The following is an 18,275-nucleotide window of genomic DNA, read 5'->3' as shown; positions in this document are numbered from 1 at the left end:
GCCGGGGTTTTGGTTTTTCGGACCGGGAGCAGCGTTACGGCAGCAGGCGAGCAATCACCTTCTCCGCCGCCACTTCCGGCGCTTCGTGCACCGTATCGAGCACAAGTTCCGCTTGCTCCGGTGCTTCGTATGGCGAATCGATACCCGTGAAATTCGGAATCCGGCCTGCGCGCGCTTTCGCATAGAGGCCCTTGACGTCACGGCCTTCCGCGACGGCCAGCGGCGTGTCGACGAAGACTTCGACGAACTCGCCCGGCTCGAACAGGGCTCGGGCCATGCGCCGTTCCGCGCGGAACGGCGAGATGAAACTCACCAGCACGATCAAACCCGCGTCGACCATCAGCCGCGCAACTTCGGCCACGCGGCGGATATTCTCGACGCGGTCCTCGTCGGTGAAACCCAGGTCCTTGTTGAGGCCATGGCGCACATTGTCGCCATCGAGGATGTAGCAATGGTGTCCCATCGCGTGCAGGCGCTTTTCCACCAGGTTCGCGATGGTCGACTTGCCCGAGCCCGACAGGCCGGTGAACCACACGCAGCGCGGCTCCTGCGCCTTGCTCCGCGCGCGCGCGGCCTTGTCGACGTCGACGTGCTGCCAGTGGATGTTGCCGGCGCGGCGCAAGGCGAAGTCGATCGTGCCGGCGGCGACGGTGGCGTTGCTCTGGCGGTCAATCAGGATGAAGCCGCCGAGTTCGCGATTGTCGGCGTAGGCCTCGAACGGAATCGCCTGGTCGAGATGCAGGTTGCAGTAGCCGACTTCGTTGAGTTCGAGATGCTTGGCGGCGAGCTGGTCCTGCGTGTTGACGTCGACCTTGTGCTTGATCTCGGTGACGCTTGTGCTGACCGTGCGCGTGCCGACCTTCAGCCAGTACGGGCGTCCTGGCAGCAGCGGTTGTTCGCCCATCCAGAGCACGTGCGCGGCGAACTGGTCGGAAACCTGTGGCGGCTTGTGCGCGTCGGCGAGGACGTCGCCGCGGCTGACGTCGAGTTCGTCGGTAAGCGTCAGCGTGATCGACTGGCCGGCGACGGCGCGATCGAGATCCCCATTCGCGCCAATGACCCGCGCAACCTTCGAACGGCGGCCCGACGGCAACACCACGACGTCATCACCGGGTGATACCGCATCCACCGCAATCGTGCCGGCAAAGCCGCGGAAGTCCTGGTTCGGCCGATTGACCCACTGCACCGGCAAGCGGAATCCGATATCGCTGCCACGCGTGCCCACGTCCACGGTTTCGAGGAAGCCGAGCAGGCTGGTGCCGTCGTACCACGGCGTGTTCGGCGAACGCTGCAGCAGGTTGTCGCCCTTCAGCGCCGACAGCGGAATCGCGGTGACGTGCGCGATGCCCAGTTGCACGGCGAGTTCGCGATAGCCGGCCACGATGTCGTCAAAGATGGCCTCGTCGTAACCGACCAGGTCCATCTTGTTGACCGCGAGCACCACGTGGCGGATGCCCAGTAGCGAAACGATGTAGCTGTGCCGGCGCGTCTGTGTCAGCAGGCCCTTGCGTGCGTCGACCAGCACCACCGCGACGTCGGCGGTCGACGCACCGGTCGCCATGTTGCGGGTGTACTGCTCGTGGCCCGGGCAGTCGGCGACGATGAACTTGCGTTTGTCCGTGCTGAAGAAACGGTAGGCCACATCGATGGTGATGCCCTGCTCGCGCTCGGCGGACAGGCCGTCGAGCAACAGCGCGTAGTCGATGTTCTCGCCCTGCGTGCCGTGGCGGCGGCTGTCCTTGTCGAGTGCGGCGAGCTGGTCCTCGAACAGGCCCTTGCTCTCGTACAGCAGTCTCCCGATCAGCGTGCTCTTGCCGTCGTCGACGCTGCCGCAGGTGATGAAGCGCAACAGGCCCTTGGTTTCGTGCCGGTGCAGGTAAGCGGCTACGGCGGCCTCGGCGTTGCCGTTATCAATCAACTGATTCGCGGCATTCATCAGAAGTAGCCCTCCTGCTTCTTCTTTTCCATCGACGCGGACGGATCGTGGTCGATCACGCGTCCCTGGCGTTCCGAAGTGGTGGCGACGAGCATCTCGGCGATGATCTTCTCCAGCGTATCGGCATCGGATTCGATCGCGCCGGTGAGCGGATAGCAACCGAGCGTGCGGAACCTGACCTGCTTGATCGTGGGCACTTCGCCTTCGTGCAAGGGCAGGCGTTCGTCGTCGACCATGATCAGCGCACCGTCGCGTCCGACCACCGGGCGCTCCGCAGCGAAATACAGCGATGGCACCGGTATCTTCTCGCGGAAGATGTAGAGCCACACGTCCAGCTCGGTCCAGTTGGAGATCGGGAAGACGCGGACCGACTCGCCCTTGTGGATGCGGGTGTTGTAGAGATTCCACAGCTCCGGGCGCTGGGTTTTCGGATCCCAGCGGTGCTGCGCGCTGCGGAACGAGAAGATGCGCTCCTTGGCGCGCGACTTCTCCTCGTCGCGCCGTGCGCCGCCGATCGCGGCATCGAAGCCGAACTTGTCCAGCGCCTGCTTCAGCGCCTGCGTCTTCATCACATCCGTGTGCACGGTGGCGCCATGCGTGATCGGGCCGATGCCCTGCGCGACGCCTTCGGGATTGGTGTGTACATGCAGGGTCACGCCGGTCTCGGCGGCGCGGCGATCGCGAAAGGCGATCATCTCGCGGAACTTCCATCCGGTGTCCACGTGCAGCAGCGGAATGGGCGGCTTGCCAGGCGCAAACGCCTTGCCCAGCAGATGCAACAGCACCGAGCTGTCCTTGCCGACCGAATACATCATCACCGGATTGCGGAAGCCGGCGGCGACTTCGCGCAGGATGTGAATGCTCTCCGCCTCGAGGCGGTCGAGGTGGCTCAACGTTGCCTGGTTCAGGCCCGGGGAAGTCGTGTTCAGGATGGTAGTGGTCGAGGCTGGTAGGGACATCGGCAGGGCGGCGCTGGATCGCGCCAATCTTGGCTCAGGCAATCGTGACGCAAATCGGGCCGGCGTGCCGGGCCGGAGCCCGACCCCGGAAGGGCGGCCAGTATCGGCGCGGCGCCCGCTGGCCGAAATGCGCTTCTCGGCATAAGCGCATAGCCGCAAGTCCTTTCTCCCGGGTTCGACACATAACTAGCCTCGCAGCATCGACTTCCGCCGAGCTGCTCAATGTCCGCCGTTCCTGCCCTGACCGTGCCGCCCTCCCTGCTCTCGCAGGAACAGGTCGTGCTGCTCGAGCAGCTGACCGGCGGCCTCGACGGCGCCGGCCTGTGGTGGCTGTCGGGCTACGCCGCAGGTCTGGCGCGCTCGCATGCGTTGCCTTCGGCGCGCCCGTCCGCGCTCGCCGTGGCCGAAACGCAGGCCGCTTCGCAGCTGACCATCGTCTACGGCAGCCAGACCGGCAACGCCAGGCGCCTCGCCGAGAAGCTCGCACAACAGGTCGAAGCCGCGGGCCTCGGCGTGCGCCTGCTCCGCGCCGACGCCTACCAGACGCGCGAACTCAAGAACGAGCGCCACCTCGCCATCGTCATCAGCACGCAGGGCGACGGCGATCCGCCGGACGATGCGCGCGGTTTCTTCGACTTCATCACCGGCAAGCGCGCGCCGCAGCTGCCGGAACTGCAGTATTCCGTGCTGGCGCTGGGCGATTCCAGTTACCCGCAGTTCTGCGCCATCGGGCGCCGCCTCGACGAGCGCCTGGCCGAACTCGGCGCGAAGCGCTGGTTTGCGCGCGGCGATGCCGATCTCGACATCGACAGCGTCGCGAACCCTTGGGTCGCGAGTGCACTGACGGCCGCGAAGGAAGCGCTGAAGCCGCAGGCACCACTCGCGACGGTCACGCCGCTGCGTCCGCTGGCTGCTGCGGTGAGCACGTACACACGCGACAACCCCTTCCTTGCCGAGCTGCTGGTCAACCAGCGCATCACCGGCCGCGGCAGCGAAAAGGACATCCGGCACATCGAGCTGTCGCTGGAAGGGTCCGGCCTGCATTACGAAGCGGGCGACGCACTCGGCATCTGGCCGGTGAATCCGCCGGCGCTGGTCGATGCGGTGCTCGCGACGCTCGAGCTCGATGGCACGCAGGCGATCACGCACAGCGAGCAGACGCTACCGCTGCGCGCGTGGCTGTCGTCGAAACGTGAACTGACGCGGCTTTCGCGTCCGTTCGTGGCTACGCACGCCGCGCATGCGAAGAGCGAGGAGCTCAATGCGCTGCTCGCGCCTGATCGCTCGGTGGACTTCACTCGCCTGATGGCCGAGCAGCAGGTGATCGATCTGTTGCGCGCGTATCCCGGCGCATGGACGGCGGAAGAACTCATCGCTGCGTTGCGTCCGCTGGCGCCGCGGCTGTATTCGATCGCGTCCTGCCCGAAGGCGGTGGGCGAGGAAGCGCACCTGACCGTCGCGCATATCGAATACGCCATCGATGGCGACACCCGCTGGGGCACCGCCTCCAACTTCCTTGCCCGTGCGGCCGAAGGCGAAAAGCTGCCGGTCTTCATCGAGCATAACGAGCGCTTCCGTTTGCCGAAGGACGGAGAGCGCGACGTCATCCTGGTCGGTCCGGGCACTGGCGTCGCGCCGTTCCGCGGCTTCGTGCAGGACCGCGCGGCTACGGGCGCGGGTGGCCGCAACTGGCTGTTCTTCGGCAATCCGCACGCGCGCAGCGATTTCCTCTACCAGCTCGAATGGCAGGACGCGCTCAAGCGCGGCGAACTGCATCGCCTGGACCTCGCCTTCTCGCGCGACCAGGCGCACAAGGTCTACGTGCAGGATCGGCTGCGTGAACGCGGCGCCGAAGTATTCGGTTGGCTGGAAGGCGGCGCGCATCTCTATGTCTGCGGCGACGCCACGCGCATGGCCAGGGAGGTGCACAAGGCACTGCTCGACATCATCGCCACGCACGGCGGGAAGTCGGAGGAAGACGCCAACGACTACCTCAACGACCTGCAGGCGCAGGGCCGTTACGCACGGGACGTGTACTGATGGGACCGCGTCCGCCTTTGCTGTTGCTCGTCATTCCCGCGAAGGCGGGAGGCGCTTTTCCACAGCGCGAAGCGCTGGTCATCCAGTGTCTTTGCTGTTGCCCGGGCACTGGAAGAGCAAAGTCGCTGGATTCCCGCTTTCGCGGGAATGACGAGCGTGGAAGCAACAGCAACGTAGGACTGACCGCATGAGCACGCACTCCGTCGAGGACATAAAGAAATCCAGCGCCCGCCTGCGCGGCACGTTGCTGGAATCGCTTGCGAACCCGGTCACCGGAGCGCTGGACGAAGACGACCAGACGCTGATCAAGTACCACGGCAGCTACCAGCAGGACGACCGCGATATCCGCGAGGAACGCCGGCAGCAGAAGCTCGAACCCGCGCATGCCTTCATGATCCGCACCCGCACGCCGGGCGGCGTGGTTTCGCCGGAGCAGTGGCTGGAGCTCGACCGCATCGCCACGACGTACGCAGAGCGCGGCCTGCGCATCACTACCCGCCAGGCATTCCAGTTCCATGGCGTGATCAAGCGCGAGCTGAAGGCGACGATGCAGGCGATCAATGCCGCGCTGATCGACACGCTCGCGGCCTGCGGCGACGTCAACCGCAACGTCGCGGTGGCCGCGAATCCACACGAATCGGCCGCGCACGGCTTCGTCCACGCGCAGGCGGCGACACTGTCGAAGCACCTGCTGCCCAACACCCGCGCCTATTACGAAATCTGGCTCGACGAAGAACGCGTGGCCGGTAGCGGCGAGGAAGAAGAACGCATCTACGGCGACGCGTACCTGCCGCGCAAGTTCAAGATCGGCTTTGCGATTCCGCCGTACAACGACGTCGACGTGTTCGCGCAGGACCTCGGCTTCATCGCGATCCTCGAAGAAGGCGTGGTCGCCGGTTACAACGTGAGTGTCGGTGGCGGCATGGGCGCGACCCATGGCGATCCGGAAACCTACCCGCGCCTTGCCGACGTTATCGGTTTCATCGCGCCCGACCAGATCACTGCGGTTGCCGAAGCCGTGATCACCACGCAGCGCGACTGGGGCAACCGCATCCTGCGCAAGCGCGCACGGCTGAAGTACACGATCGATGACCGCGGACTCGAGACGTTCAAGCAGGAGGTCGAACGCCGCGCCGGATTCCGCCTCTCGCCGGCGCACAGCTTCGACTTCGTCCACAACGGCGACCGCTTCGGCTGGGTGCAGGGCCACAACGGCCTGTGGCACCTGACGCTGCGCATCGTCGCGGGCCGCATCTGGGATCGCGAGAAGCCGCATCTGAGCGGCCTGCGCGAGATCGCGCGCACGCTGTTGCAGGTGGGCGATCCGCAGCAGCCGCCGGAATTCCGGATGACGGCGAACCAGAACCTGGTCATCGCAAACGTCCCCGCCGATCAATGCTGGCACATCGATTCGCTGGTCGCTTCGCACGGATTGGGCGAACACGTGCAGGCTTCTCCGGTGCGCCTCAATGCGATCGCATGCGTGGCCTTGCCGACCTGCGGCCTCGCGATGGCCGAAGCCGAGCGTTACCTGCCCGACTTCCTCACCCGCGTCGAAACGCTGCTCGACAAACACGCACTGCGCGACCAGCCGATCAACATCCGTATCAGCGGCTGCCCGAACGGTTGCTCGCGGCCGTACCTCGGCGAGATCGCGCTCGTCGGCAAGGCGCCGGGGCGCTACAACCTGATGCTCGGTGCCAGCCACCAGGGCACGCGCCTCAACACGCTGTATCGCGAAAACATCGACGAAGCCGCGATCCTCGCGGAGCTCGATGCTTTGTTCGCGCAGTACGCCAACGGCCGCACAAGCGGCGAACACTTCGGCGACTTCCTGGTGCGCACGGGTGTCGTCATCAGCAAATCACTGTCACTGGAGCTGGTCGCATGAGCCCGCCCGATCCCATCACCGCCGCCGAGTCGCCGCGCTCGCTGGACGAACTCAACCAATGGCTGGCCACGCAGACGGCCGAGCAACGCGTTGCCTGGGGCCTGGCGAACCTCGCCGGCGGACATGCGCTGTCTTCGAGCTTTGGCGCGCAGGCCGCGGTGTCGCTGCACATGGTCACGCGGCAGAAGCCGGATATTCCGGTGATCCTGATCGACACCGGCTACCTGTTCCCGGAAACCTACCGCTTCGTCGACGAAATGAGCGAACGCCTGTCGCTGAACCTCAAGGTCTATCGACCGCAGATCGGGGTGGCGTGGATGGAAGCGCGCTTCGGCAAGCTGTGGGAACAGGGCGTGGACGGCCTCGAACGCTACAACCGCCTGCGCAAGGTCGAACCGATGCAGCGCGCGTTGCGCGAACTCGGTGCGCGTACCTGGATCTCCGGCATCCGCCGTTCGCAGTCGCGCAGCCGTGCCAGTACGCCGTTCCTGCAGCTGCACGATGGCCGCTGGAAGCTGCATCCGCTCGCGGACTGGAGCGATCGCGATGTGTGGGCCTACCTGCAGAAGAACGATCTGCCCTATCACCCGCTGTGGCACGAAGGCTACGTGTCGATCGGCGACGTGCACACCACGCATCGGCTCGAAGCAGGCATGAACGACGAGGACACGCGCTTCTTCGGACTCAAGCGCGAGTGCGGGCTGCACGAGGAATGGGGTAGCGACCAGGCGGCGTAGGTCGTCCTGCGCGATCGAAGAAGGCCCGGTGCAAACCGGGCTTTTTTTTGCTCCTGACAGGAACGACTGTTAACCCTCTCAGGAATGGCCGGTTGCACTTTCCAGATTCGTTTCCCGAATGACACAGGCTGGATGACAATCGAATGAAGCGTTTCCGTCTCGTCCTGCTCCTGATGCTCCTGTGCGGCGGCCAACTTTGGGCCGCGAATCGTCCCGATGGCTACTTTGACAACGCCGGCCGCAACGATGCCTGGGCCGGCGGGATCAGGCTCATCCCGATCCACACTCCCCGCGGCGACTTCAAGGTCTGGACCAAGCGCGTCGGCAACAACCCGCGGATCAAGGTCCTGCTGCTGCATGGCGGCCCCGGCGGAACCCACGAGAATTTCGAGTGGCTCGACAGTTACTTCCCCGGAGAAGGCATCGAGTATTACTACTACGACCAGCTCGGCTCGTACTACAGCGACCAGGCCGATGATCCGGCATTGAACGATCTCGCGCGGTCCGTCGAGGAAGTGGAGCAGGTGCGCCAGGCGCTGCACCTGGACAAGGACAATTTCTACCTGATGGGCCATTCGTTCGGCGGCATGCTGGCGATGGAATACGCACTGAAATACCAGCAGCACCTCAAGGGCTTGATCGTCTCCAGCATGATGTCGAGCGTCCCGGCCTATAACCGCTACGCAAGCGACGTGCTGATGCCCGAGCTCGGCACCACGGCGCTGGCCGAACTAAAACAGCTGGACGCGGCCAGGGACTACAACAACCCGCGTTTCGAAGCGTTGCTCAAGCCGCATTACGAACGCCACGTGCTGCGCCTGCCGATGGAACAGTGGCCGGACCCGGTCAAGCGGGTGGTCAAGCACATGAACCCCAAGGTCTACATCCCGATGCAGGGCCCGGGCGAACTCGGCGCGAGCGGGCTGCTGGCGAACTGGGACCGCACCGCCGACCTGCCGCGCATCATCGTGCCCACGCTGGTCATCAGCGGGCGCTACGACACCATGGATCCTGCGTGGATGGAGATGATGAGCAGGAAGCTTCCGCATGGCCGCTTCGTGCTGTGCCCCAACGGCAGCCATCTGGCGATGTATGACGACCAGCAGCACTACATCGCCGGCGTGCTCCGATTCATTCGCGACGTCGACGCCGCTGCGCAGGGCTTCGGCCAAACCCCGCATTGATGACTGCCCGCAATCGGCCACAAGTGAACACTCAGGGAAGCCTTCGCCTACTTGATGCAGGAATAGTGAAGCCTGGAATTGCCCTGCGGTCGACGGCTTCCCACCTAGGGAGGGGTTGGACCAATGGGATACACATGCGGCGTTCCCGGGGCGTCGGGATTTAAGTGCTGATAGTCGTCGAGGATCCTGCCTCCCTCATCCTTGGCTTCGTCTCGCGCTGAACGTGGTTTTTGGTCGTTCGCTGGACTGACCGCTCCATTGCTTCGTTGCCCCTCACTCCCCAAGGGTGCTTCCTTCGGGCGTCCGGCGCTGCGCGCAACCTTCTCAGTCCTGCACTCCCTTCGGTCGCCGAAGGGAGAAGGGAATAAAAAGGCCCGCCGAAGCGGGCCTTTTACTTTCGGCGCTCAAGCCGCGTGGCTAAGCACCTGGCTCAACTCCGACCAGTTCGGCGGTTCCGGCCAATCCGCTTCCTGGTTGCCAGCGAGCACGCGCTGCAGGTCGCGCTGGTCGATCTGCGGTGCCAGTGTGTGCAGCAGTTCGATGGTGTAGTCGCGCAGCACGCGTTCGCGCGGCAGCACGGCCCAGGCGATGCATTCGGGAATCGCCGCCGGCGCGGGCAGCGCAACGAGATCAGTGTCCTCGCGCGCGTTCACCGCCATCTCGGCGAGCAGTCCAACGCCCATGCCGGCGCGCACGTAGGTCTTGATGAGATCCGCATCGCGCGCAGTCATTGCGAGCTGCGGTTCGAGGCCGGTTTCGGCGAAGGCGCGGCGTAGCGACGATTCCGGTCGCACCGAGGACTCGTAGCTCACCAGCGGCTGTGTCGCGAGCTGCGCGATCGTGGGTTCGACGCCGTTGCGGGCGAACTGATGCGAGCGCTGCACCAGCACCACGCGCTTCCAGCGGAACAGTGGCACGGCGATGCCACCCGACGGGACGTCGCCTGCGGTACTGATCAGTGCGAAGTCGGATTCACCGCGAGCGAGCAGGTCGAGCACTTCGCTTTCCGAACTCGGCAGCAGGTGCACGCTGACGCGCGGATAGGACTTCTTCAACTGCGAGATCGCGGACGGCAGGACGAAGCGGGCCTGCGTGTGCGTCGTGGCGAGGACGAGGCGGCCATGGCCGTCGCGGCGCTCGTTGGCGGCGTAGGAACGGATGTTGGCGGCTTCGGCGAGCAGGCGGCGCGTGTGCGCGAGCACCTGGGAACCGGCGGGAGTAATGCTTTCGAGACTGCGGCCCTTGCGCGCGAACAGGAGGAAACCGAGTTCGTCCTCGAGTTGCTTGAGCTGCTTGGACAGGCCGGGTTGCGTGGCGTGCACGCGCTCCGCGGCGAGCGTGATGTTCAGGCCGGAATCGGCGATGGCGGCGAAATAGCGCAATTGCGTGAGGGTCATGGCGGCGTCGGCTGTCGGGGTTGCGGGGGTTGGCTGGCGGCTTGGCTGGAACCGGCCGGACGTACGAAAGCAAAGGCGTGACACCAGGTAATCGGGGCAGATTTCATATTCTTATCTCTTTATGCGGATGAACGGATAGACATTAGCTTCAGCGGGATGGGCATGTCCAGCGTTCGTCATGCCGTCCGGGCATGAAGCCACAGCCGGCGGTCATTTCCGCCGCCCGGATCACAACGCTAGGTTTCAGGAACACTCCCGTCCGTGCCTGCCATGTCTGCGCCTCCCCTCTTCCCGTTGTTCACCAACCTCGCCGGCCGCGCCGTGGTGGTGGTCGGCGGTGGCGCCGTGGCACGCCGCAAGGTGGCTTCGTTGATTCCCACCGGTGCTCGGGTGCGCGTCGGCGCTCCCCTACTGGAGCCGCAACTGGCGGAGTGGGCGGCCGAAGGGCGGATCGAGGCATTGCCGGGTGAGTTCGACCCGGGATGGCTTGATGGCGCCTGGCTGGTTATCGCGGCCACCGACGATGTCGCCGTGAATCGCGCAGTCGCGTCCGCTGCGGAATCACGGCGCGTCTGGGCGAACGTGGCGGACGACGCGGAGCTATCGGGTGTCCACCTGCCCGCGCGGGTGGAACGCGGGCCGGTGCAGATCGCGATTTCCAGTGGCGGCGGCGTGCCGATGCTTGCGCGGCATCTGCGCGAGCAGTTGGAAGGCCAGTTCGACGAATCGCTCGGCTCACTGGCGGAACTCCTTGCGCAGGCCCGCGAACGCATCCGCTCGCGGCTACCCGATCTCGCATCGCGTCGCCGCTTCTTCGATCGCGTGCTGAAAGGCGCGATTCCCGCGCTTTTGCGCCGTGGTGATCACGTGGCTGCCGAACGCGAACTGGCCGCGGCACTGGAGCATCCGCGCTCGAGTCCGAACGGCACCGTCGCGCTCGTGGGCGCCGGCCCCGGCGACCCCGGCCTGCTGACGCTGCGCGCCCTGCGCGTACTGAACGAAGCGGACGTGGTCCTCCACGACCGCCTCGTCAGCGCCGAAGTGCTCGCCCTCGCCCGCCGTGACGCCGAGTTCATCGAAGTCGGCAAGCAGGTCGGCGGCGACCATCACGCCACCCAGGACCGCATTCATCACCTGCTGGTTGGGCACGCGCGGCAGGGCAAGCGCGTGGTGCGGCTGAAGGGCGGCGATCCCTTCATCTTCGGTCGCGGCGGCGAGGAACTCGAAGTCCTGCGCGCGCACGGCATCGATTTCGAAGTCGTCCCAGGCATCACTGCGGCGATTGCGTGCGGTGCGTACGCGGGCATTCCGCTCACCCATCGTGAATACGCGCAGTCGGCCCGCTTCATCACCGCGCACACGAAGGAAGGTGACGACGGCATCGACTGGGCCGCGTTGGCACAGGAGAAGCAGACGCTGGCGTTCTACATGGGCGTATCGGGGCTGGAACGGATCCGTGAACGCCTCACTGCCCACGGCCGCTCGCCGTCCACGCCGTTCGCGATCATCGAGAACGGCACCCGGCCGGAGCAACGCGTCGTACTCGGCACGCTGGCCGATCTTCCCGAATTAGCGCGTTTCCACCAGGTGGGCGCGCCCGCTTTGCTGGTCATCGGTGAAGTAGCCGCACTGGCCGGAAACCTGCACTGGTTCGGTAGCAAACCCTTAACAGCGGCAAGCGCAGGATTCGACGCGAACCTTCGCGATCACACCTGTAGCGACCCCGTCGGGGCCGACTTCGCGCGCGCCGCCTGACTCTCCCCCATTAGCAGCAGAAGACCCCAATGACCATCTACAACAGCATCCTCGACACCATCGGCTCCACGCCCATCGTGAAGCTGCAGCGCATCGCGCCGAAGCACGTGACGCTGTATGCGAAGAACGAAGCCTTCAACCCCGGCGGTTCGGTGAAGGACCGGCTCGCGCTCGCCATCGTGCTGGATGCCGAACAGAAGGGCCTGCTGAAGCCGGGCGACACCATCATTGAAGCGACCTCCGGCAACACCGGCGTAGCCCTGGCGATGGTCGCCGCAGCACGCGGATACAAATTCGTGGCCGTGATGACTGAAACGTTCTCGATCGAGCGCCGCAAGCTGATGCGTGCGTTCGGAGCGAAAGTGATCCTGACGCCCGCCGCAGAACGCGGCAGCGGCATGGTGCGCAGGGCGAAGGAACTCGCGGACAGGCACGGCTGGTTCCTCGCGCGCCAGTTCGAGAACGAGGCGAACCCGGCCTATCACCGCAGTACCACCGGGCCGGAAATCCTTCGCGATTTCGCCGGCAAGCGTCTCGACTACTTCGTCAGCGGCTGGGGCACCGGCGGCACCATCACCGGTGCCGGCGAAGTGCTGAAGCTCGCGCGTCCCGGCCTCAAGGTGATTGCCAGCGAGCCCGCCGGCGCCGCGCTGCTCTCGGGCAAGGAATGGGCGCCGCACAAGATCCAGGGCTGGACGCCGGACTTCCTGCCGGGCGTGCTGAGCCGCACGATAGCGGATGAGATCCTGCCGATCGACGATGTCGTCGCACGCGACACGTCGCGTCGCCTGGCCGCGGAAGAAGGCGTCTTCGTCGGCATCTCCGCCGGCGCCACCGTCGCCGCAGCGTTGCAGATCGCCGAGCGCGCGCCGGAAGGTTCGGTACTGCTGGCGATGCTGCCGGACACCGGCGAGCGTTACCTGTCGACGTTCCTGTTCGAAGGCGTCGCCGAAGGCTCGGATGACGAATGGCTGGCATCGCTGGAAGCCGGCGCCGTCGCCGCCTGAAGCCGCTTCATAACGTGACTGGCAACACAAGGGCCCGCGCAAGCGGGCCCTTCTACTGTGGAATGCGGCCGCGCAGATGGGCAGGCAGCGCGTTTATGCTGGCGGCTGTCGATTTTCCAGCCATGAACGCATGACCCAGGCCGTTTCCGATGCCCGCGCCGCCACCCGACTCGCCTGGGCCCGCGCCGCCACCGGCAATCCCTCGCTCGAGTTGCAGCGCGCATCCGTCGATGCGGGCTTCCGCAGTTACTGGCGCGGCGATGCACTGGACGGAACGGTCATCGTGATGGACTCGCCGCCCGAACTCGAGGATCCCAAACCCTGGTTGCGCATGCGCGACGTGCTCGAAGCCGGTGGCGTGCGCGTGCCGCATGTACTGGCACGCGATGTCGACGCGGGTTTCCTGCTGCTCGAGGATCTGGGCGGACCCACGCTTGCGCAGATGCTGACTGCCGACAACGCCGACGCGCACTTCGACGCTGCGATCGCGCAACTATTGAAGCTGCAGCAGATCGCGCTACCGGAAGGCGGCGGCGAATTCGGCGAAGCGCTGCTGCAACGCGATGCGGGGCTGTTCGAGGAATGGTTCCTGCGCAGGCACCTCGGCATCGAACTGGACTGTGGCGAAGCCGAGAAGCTCCAGCTCGTACAGCGCCGCCTGATGGACAACGCGCTTGCGCAAGCGCGCGTGCTCACCCATCGCGACTTCATGCCGCGCAATCTCATGCCGGTAGTGGACGGGCCGGCAGTGCTCGATTTCCAGGATTGCGTGAGCGGCCCGATCGCGTACGACCCGATCAGCCTGTTCAAGGATGCGTTCCTCAGCTGGCCACTGGAACGCGTCGATGGATGGCTCGCGCTCTACCACGCACGCGCGCTCGAAGCCGGATTGCCGGTACCGCCGCTCCCGCGCTTCCAGCGCGACGCCGACTGGCTCGGCGTGCAGCGCCACCTGAAGATCCTGGGCATCTTCTGCCGCCTGCATTACCGCGACGCGAAGTCGAAATACATCGCCGACCTGCCGCGTTTCATCGTCTATCTCGACGAAGTGCTGCCGCGGTATCCGGAACTCGCCGCCTTGCGTGAACTCCTCGATACCCGCATCCGTCCGGCCATGCAGCGAGTCGCCGCATGAAAGCACTGATCTTTGCCGCCGGCCTCGGCGAGCGCATGCGCCCGCTGACCAACCACACCCCGAAGCCGCTGCTCGTTGCCGGCGGCAAACCGCTGATCGTGTGGCACCTGGAAAAGCTCGCAGCGATCGGCGTACGCGATGTCGTCATCAATACCAGCTGGCTGGCCGGGCAGTTCCCCGCGACGCTGGGCGACGGCGGACGTTGGGGCTTGCGCCTGCATTATTCGTACGAAGGTCCGACGCCGCTCGAAACCGGCGGCGGCATGTGGAATGCGCTGCCTTCCCTTGGCGATGGCCCCTTCCTGCTGGTGAACGGCGATATCTGGACCGACTACGACTTCGCCAGGCTTCCCCGCGAACCGGAAGGGCTTGCGCATCTCGTCATGGTGGATCGTCCCTCACACGCGACACATGGTGATTTCGCTCTCGACGCCGATGGCTACGTCCGCGCCCACGGAGCCAACCCGCTGACCTATTCCGGCCTGGGCGTTTACCGGCCGCAACTCCTGGCCGATTGGCAATCCATCGTCGGCGAATTCGAAACAAGCGATGGAAAACCCCGCTTCCGCCTTGCGCCGATCCTCAAGGCACACATGCCTCACGAGCGCGTTACCGGGGAGCACCACGCAGGCCGCTGGACCGACGTCGGCACGCCAGAACGCCTGTCGCACCTCGACGCCGAGCTCACAACTCCAACCCCCTGAAGAAAGGAATAAGGATGTTCACGAAGACCCTGGCGGCAGCCCTGCTCTGCGGCGCATTTCCGTTCGGTGCGTGCGCGCAGGCCGCGACCCTGTCCGTCGAGACCGCGGCGCAGCCGCAGATCGAAGCGGTGATCGAATCATTTCGCACCGCGATCATCGACAAGGACAAGGCCCGTTTTACCGCCCTCTTCCTGCACGAAAACATCACCTGGCAGAGCGTCGTGGGCGAAGACAACTTCATGCGTCTGCGCGACGGGAAGCCGGAGGCCGTGAAGGCGAAGGTCGACCTCAAGCGCACTCCGGTCACCTTCATCGACGGCATCGTCAACAGCCCGGACCGCAGCGAGGAGCAGTTCCGCAACGCCAGGATCGAGACCGATGGCGACGTCGCCTCGGTGTTCTTCGACTACAGCTTCCTCAATAACGGTCGCGAGACCAACCATGGCAAGGAAGCGTGGCACCTGCTGCGGACCGAACAGGGCTGGAAGATCGCATCAGTCGTCTGGTCGGTGAACTGGACGCCCAAACCCAAACCGTAATCGAACAACGCTGCCATCGAAGTGGCTGGAACCCACGGGAGAGTCAGAAGCCCAGGGTCTGCTTCAGGAACGGCACGGTCACGCGCCGCTGCGCCGCGAGCGATGCGCGATCGAGCTGGTCGAGCATCGAAGTGAGGCCGCCGAGTTCGCGGCCGACGCGTTTCAGCAGCCACTCCAGTGCCGCGTCCTCGAGCACCAATCCGCGCCGGTGCGCGCGTTGCTGCAGGACTTCGCGGCGGCCTTCGTCATCGAGCGGGACCAGCGTGATCCGCGTTGCCTGCCCCAGGCGCGAACGCAGGTCGGGCAACCCCAGGCCGATCGCATCGGGAATGTCGCGCGCGGCATAAAGGAGCGCGACGCCCGCGGCGCGGGCGCGGTTGTGGGCGTCGAACAGGGCGATCTCGTCTTCGCGATTTCCGGCGACGACCTCCAGGCCGTCAAGGGCGACAAGGTCATTGCCTTCCAGCGACAACAGGGCCTCGCTTACGCGCCCGGCGGCCGCAACCAGCGGCAGGTACGCGGCACGGCGTCCTGCTGCTTCCGCCGCCGCGCATGTCGCGAGCAGCAGATGCGTCTTGCCCACGCCCGTGGGACCGGCGAGATAAAGCGCCTCGCGCGGCATCGATGCCGTCGCTTCGCCGCTGGCCAAGGCCCGCAGGTGCGCGACGGCACCCCCAGGCGCCCGCACGAATGTTTCCAGTCGCTGGTCCGGCGGATACCGCAATGCCAGGGGCAGCTGCGGTACGCCTCGCACCGTGCGGCTCACTCGGGCTGGCGCTCCGCCGCGGTAGTCTCTGGTGCTTCAGTGACAGGTGCGACCACGACGACCGCCGTCTGCTCGCCTGCGTACAGGCGGCTGTGCGTGTAACGCTGCTCGGCATAGCGCAGCAGGACGTTCGCTACCGCCGCAATCGGCAGCGCAAGGAGCATGCCGAGGAAGCCGAACAACTGCCCGCCCGCCAGTACGGCGAAGATCACCGCCGCGGGATGCAGGCCGATACGGTCGCCCACCAGCTTCGGTGTCAGCCAGTAGCTTTCGATCACCTGGCCGATGCCGAACACGATCAGCACGCCCGCAATGTGTTGCCAGTCGCCGTACTGCACGAGTGCGGCGATGCAGCCGAGGATGATGCCGCTCGCCGGACCGAGATACGGCACGAAGGTCAGCAGGCCCGCGATGATGCCGATCAGGATGCCGAGGTCGAGACCCACGCCCCACAGCCCCAGCCCGTACATTACGCCGAGGATGATCATTACCAGGAATTGCCCGCGCAGGAAGGCGCCGAGCACGTCACTGGATTCGCGCGCGAGCCGCGAAACGACTTCGAGGTGCGCGCGCGGGATCAGCGAACCCACGCGTTCGATCAGCAGGTCCCAGTCGCGCAGGAAGAAAAACGTCAGCACCGGCAACAGCGCGATGTTTGCAACCATGCCGAGGATTGCGAAACCCGATCGCGACAGGTAACCGAGCAGCGTCGTGGCCACGCCACCGGCGCGTTCCCAGTTGGTGCGCACGAGTTCCACGAGATGGTTGAAATCCAGCCAGGTGGAAATCTCCATCCGCGTACGCGTTTCCAGCCACGGGATCGCGGTCCGCAGCAACCAGTCGCGATAGCTCGGCAACGACGAGATCAGGGTCGCTATCTGACGCTCGATCAGCGGCACCAGGATGACCAGCACGATTGCCACCACCAGCGCCATCCCGGAGAACACCAGGACCACCGACGTATTGCGTGAACGGCCGGTGCGTTCGAGGCGATCGACCAGCGGGTCGCCGAGCCAGCCGAGCATCGCGGCGATCACGAACGGCGTCAGCACCGGCGCAAGCAGCCACAACAGCCACAACGCGCCCAGTGCGAGCGCGGTCCATTGCAGTCGCCGCAGGAACCGGGCGATCTCGAAGAGGGAAGCGTGCGAGTCCATCAGCGCAAGTGGTACACAGGCATGTCGTCTTCGGCGGGCACCACCACGCCATCGCGCATGGCCATCCGCTTGAACCCGGGAAGTCCCGTCGGCAGTTCGAGTGCGAGTGTCACGCCTTCCGGCGTGGCGCGCTGCGGCGTGATCTTGCGAACGATCTGCAGGTTGTCGAGATAACCGGCGAGACGCATGTAATCGTCGCTGCTGTCGACGCCGGTGAAGGTGATCGCATAGGTTCCCGGAGTACCCGTCGCGCTGCGCTTCGCGTATCGCTTGGTCAATGCGTCGGCGGCGCCGTCGGCGCCCGTGGCGATCACGCGGCGCGCGTCGGTGTCGGTGGTGCTCCAGGTGGACAACACCTTGCCGTTGTCGACGAAGGTCCAGTCGCCCTTCCATTCCGCGCCGCTGCGGTACACCTTGCCGATCAGCTGCATGGGCGGCGAATAGCGCAGCGAGGCACGCGCCACGGCGGCGCTGTCGCCACGCCAGATCGCGCCGACGGTGGCCTGTTCGGCGGCATTGCCGCTCGGGAGCCCGAGCGCGAAGCCGCGATCCTTCGCGCGATTGAGCGCGGTGCGCGCGGCGTTCGCCTGCGACAGGCCGACCAGGCGCGGGCCCTTGCCGTCATCGATGCCGAGCCAGAGCACCGGCTTCGGCCGCGGCATCGGCCACACCGGCAGGCCGAGGGTTTCGATTAGGTCGTCGACCTCGTCCTTGTCGAAACGGACGATGAGGGTGGTGCCGAAGGTCGGCGCGCCCGTGGGACCCACGCCCTCGTCCTGGCGATAGTCGTAGCCCTTCACGTATTCCTTGGCGCGGCGCAGTTCCTGGCCGACGCCCGGCTGGCTGGAGATGTTGCGGCTGCCGGACAGCTTCGCGAGCACCGCCGACAGCGCGCGGGCGTAGCCGGTGTTGCGCTCCGCTTCGCCCTGCCCGTTGACGCTCACTTCGGCCTCGTAGGGGCCCTGTGCGCTGGCGCGGTCGCCTTCGACGCGCTGCGCCGTGGCGGTGAAGCAAACCAGCAGCAATGCAGCCAGCCAGAACCCTCGAAATGCGCGAACCATTGCTGTC

At 65.7% G+C, this 18,275-nt stretch carries 14 protein-coding genes and 1 pseudogene; 9 read left to right on the top strand and 6 right to left on the bottom strand.

Translation table 11 applies throughout. The features are described 5' to 3' along the window. Nucleotides 1-34 precede the first annotated feature (34 nt). Nucleotides 35-1,936 carry a sulfate adenylyltransferase subunit CysN gene (cysN, locus tag ASD14_RS09665; RefSeq protein WP_056132636.1) on the bottom strand — a complete coding sequence of 634 codons (1,902 nt, stop codon included), beginning with the start codon at nt 1,934-1,936 and terminating at the stop codon, nt 35-37. Beyond that, nucleotides 1,936-2,844 (bottom strand): sulfate adenylyltransferase subunit CysD, encoded by a 909-nt coding sequence (gene cysD, locus ASD14_RS09660; protein WP_056133479.1) that lies wholly within the window; start codon nt 2,842-2,844, stop codon nt 1,936-1,938. The genes cysN and cysD overlap by 1 nt, the downstream gene beginning before the upstream one ends. Before the next feature lie 273 nt (nt 2,845-3,117). Here cysD and ASD14_RS09655 point away from each other — a divergent pair, with 273 nt between their 5' ends. From ASD14_RS09655 to ASD14_RS09640, 4 genes and pseudogenes are all read left to right on the top strand, one after another. Further along, nucleotides 3,118-4,935, top strand: a complete 1,818-nt coding sequence (locus tag ASD14_RS09655) for an assimilatory sulfite reductase (NADPH) flavoprotein subunit (RefSeq protein ID WP_056132633.1) — start codon at nt 3,118-3,120, stop codon at nt 4,933-4,935. Between the two features lie 175 nt (nt 4,936-5,110). Next, nucleotides 5,111-6,826 (top strand): annotated as a pseudogene (cysI, locus tag ASD14_RS09650) (assimilatory sulfite reductase (NADPH) hemoprotein subunit); the annotation flags it as partial. Beyond that, nucleotides 6,823-7,563: a phosphoadenylyl-sulfate reductase gene (locus ASD14_RS09645; RefSeq protein ID WP_056132628.1), complete on the top strand. Its 741-nt coding sequence runs from the start codon at nt 6,823-6,825 to the stop codon at nt 7,561-7,563. The pseudogene cysI and the gene ASD14_RS09645, both read left to right, overlap by 4 nt. Nucleotides 7,564-7,706: 143 nt before the next feature. Further along, on the top strand, nt 7,707-8,747 hold the full coding sequence (locus tag ASD14_RS09640; RefSeq protein ID WP_056132625.1) for a proline iminopeptidase-family hydrolase: 1,041 nt from the start codon (nt 7,707-7,709) through the stop codon (nt 8,745-8,747). A gap of 404 nt (nt 8,748-9,151) precedes the next feature. Here ASD14_RS09640 and ASD14_RS09635 read toward each other — a convergent pair whose 3' ends face one another. Further along, the gene (locus tag ASD14_RS09635; protein WP_056132622.1) at nt 9,152-10,144 is read right to left on the bottom strand and encodes a LysR family transcriptional regulator; all 993 of its coding nucleotides are present in this window, start codon (nt 10,142-10,144) and stop codon (nt 9,152-9,154) included. Nucleotides 10,145-10,414: 270 nt separating this feature from the next. Between ASD14_RS09635 and cysG the strand changes: the two genes are divergently transcribed. From cysG to ASD14_RS09610, 5 genes are all read left to right on the top strand, one after another. After that, nucleotides 10,415-11,899 carry a siroheme synthase CysG gene (gene cysG, locus ASD14_RS09630; RefSeq protein ID WP_082538887.1) on the top strand — a complete coding sequence of 495 codons (1,485 nt, stop codon included), beginning with the start codon at nt 10,415-10,417 and terminating at the stop codon, nt 11,897-11,899. 29 nt (nt 11,900-11,928) lie between these two features. Continuing rightward, on the top strand, nt 11,929-12,906 hold the full coding sequence (gene cysK / locus ASD14_RS09625) for a cysteine synthase A (RefSeq protein ID WP_056132618.1): 978 nt from the start codon (nt 11,929-11,931) through the stop codon (nt 12,904-12,906). A 130-nt stretch (nt 12,907-13,036) separates the two neighbouring features. After that, nucleotides 13,037-14,041, top strand: a complete 1,005-nt coding sequence (locus ASD14_RS09620; protein WP_056132614.1) for a phosphotransferase — start codon at nt 13,037-13,039, stop codon at nt 14,039-14,041. Next, the gene (gene murU / locus ASD14_RS09615; protein WP_056132612.1) at nt 14,038-14,745 is read left to right on the top strand and encodes an N-acetylmuramate alpha-1-phosphate uridylyltransferase MurU; all 708 of its coding nucleotides are present in this window, start codon (nt 14,038-14,040) and stop codon (nt 14,743-14,745) included. The genes ASD14_RS09620 and murU overlap by 4 nt, the downstream gene beginning before the upstream one ends. A gap of 14 nt (nt 14,746-14,759) precedes the next feature. Then, nucleotides 14,760-15,284, top strand: a complete 525-nt coding sequence (locus ASD14_RS09610) for a hypothetical protein (RefSeq protein WP_056132609.1) — start codon at nt 14,760-14,762, stop codon at nt 15,282-15,284. Nucleotides 15,285-15,327: 43 nt separating this feature from the next. Here the strand turns inward: ASD14_RS09610 and hda are convergent, their stop codons facing one another. From hda to ASD14_RS09595, 3 genes are read right to left on the bottom strand one after another with little or no spacing between them, the layout of a single operon-like run. Next, nucleotides 15,328-16,050: a DnaA regulatory inactivator Hda gene (gene hda / locus ASD14_RS09605; RefSeq protein WP_235565372.1), complete on the bottom strand. Its 723-nt coding sequence runs from the start codon at nt 16,048-16,050 to the stop codon at nt 15,328-15,330. After that, on the bottom strand, nt 16,047-17,207 hold the full coding sequence (locus ASD14_RS09600) for an AI-2E family transporter (RefSeq protein WP_056132606.1): 1,161 nt from the start codon (nt 17,205-17,207) through the stop codon (nt 16,047-16,049). The genes hda and ASD14_RS09600 overlap by 4 nt, the downstream gene beginning before the upstream one ends. Further along, a complete protein-coding gene (locus ASD14_RS09595) occupies nt 17,207-18,268 on the bottom strand; it encodes a DUF2066 domain-containing protein (protein WP_056132602.1) in 1,062 nt (353 codons plus the stop codon). The genes ASD14_RS09600 and ASD14_RS09595 overlap by 1 nt, the downstream gene beginning before the upstream one ends. Between the last annotated feature and the right edge of the window lie 7 nt (nt 18,269-18,275).

The organism is Lysobacter sp. Root494 (assembly GCF_001427225.1).
Lineage (GTDB): Bacteria > Pseudomonadota > Gammaproteobacteria > Xanthomonadales > Xanthomonadaceae > Agrilutibacter.
Note: the sequence above shows the minus strand (reverse complement) of the source record. Positions and strands in the feature narration are given on the sequence as shown.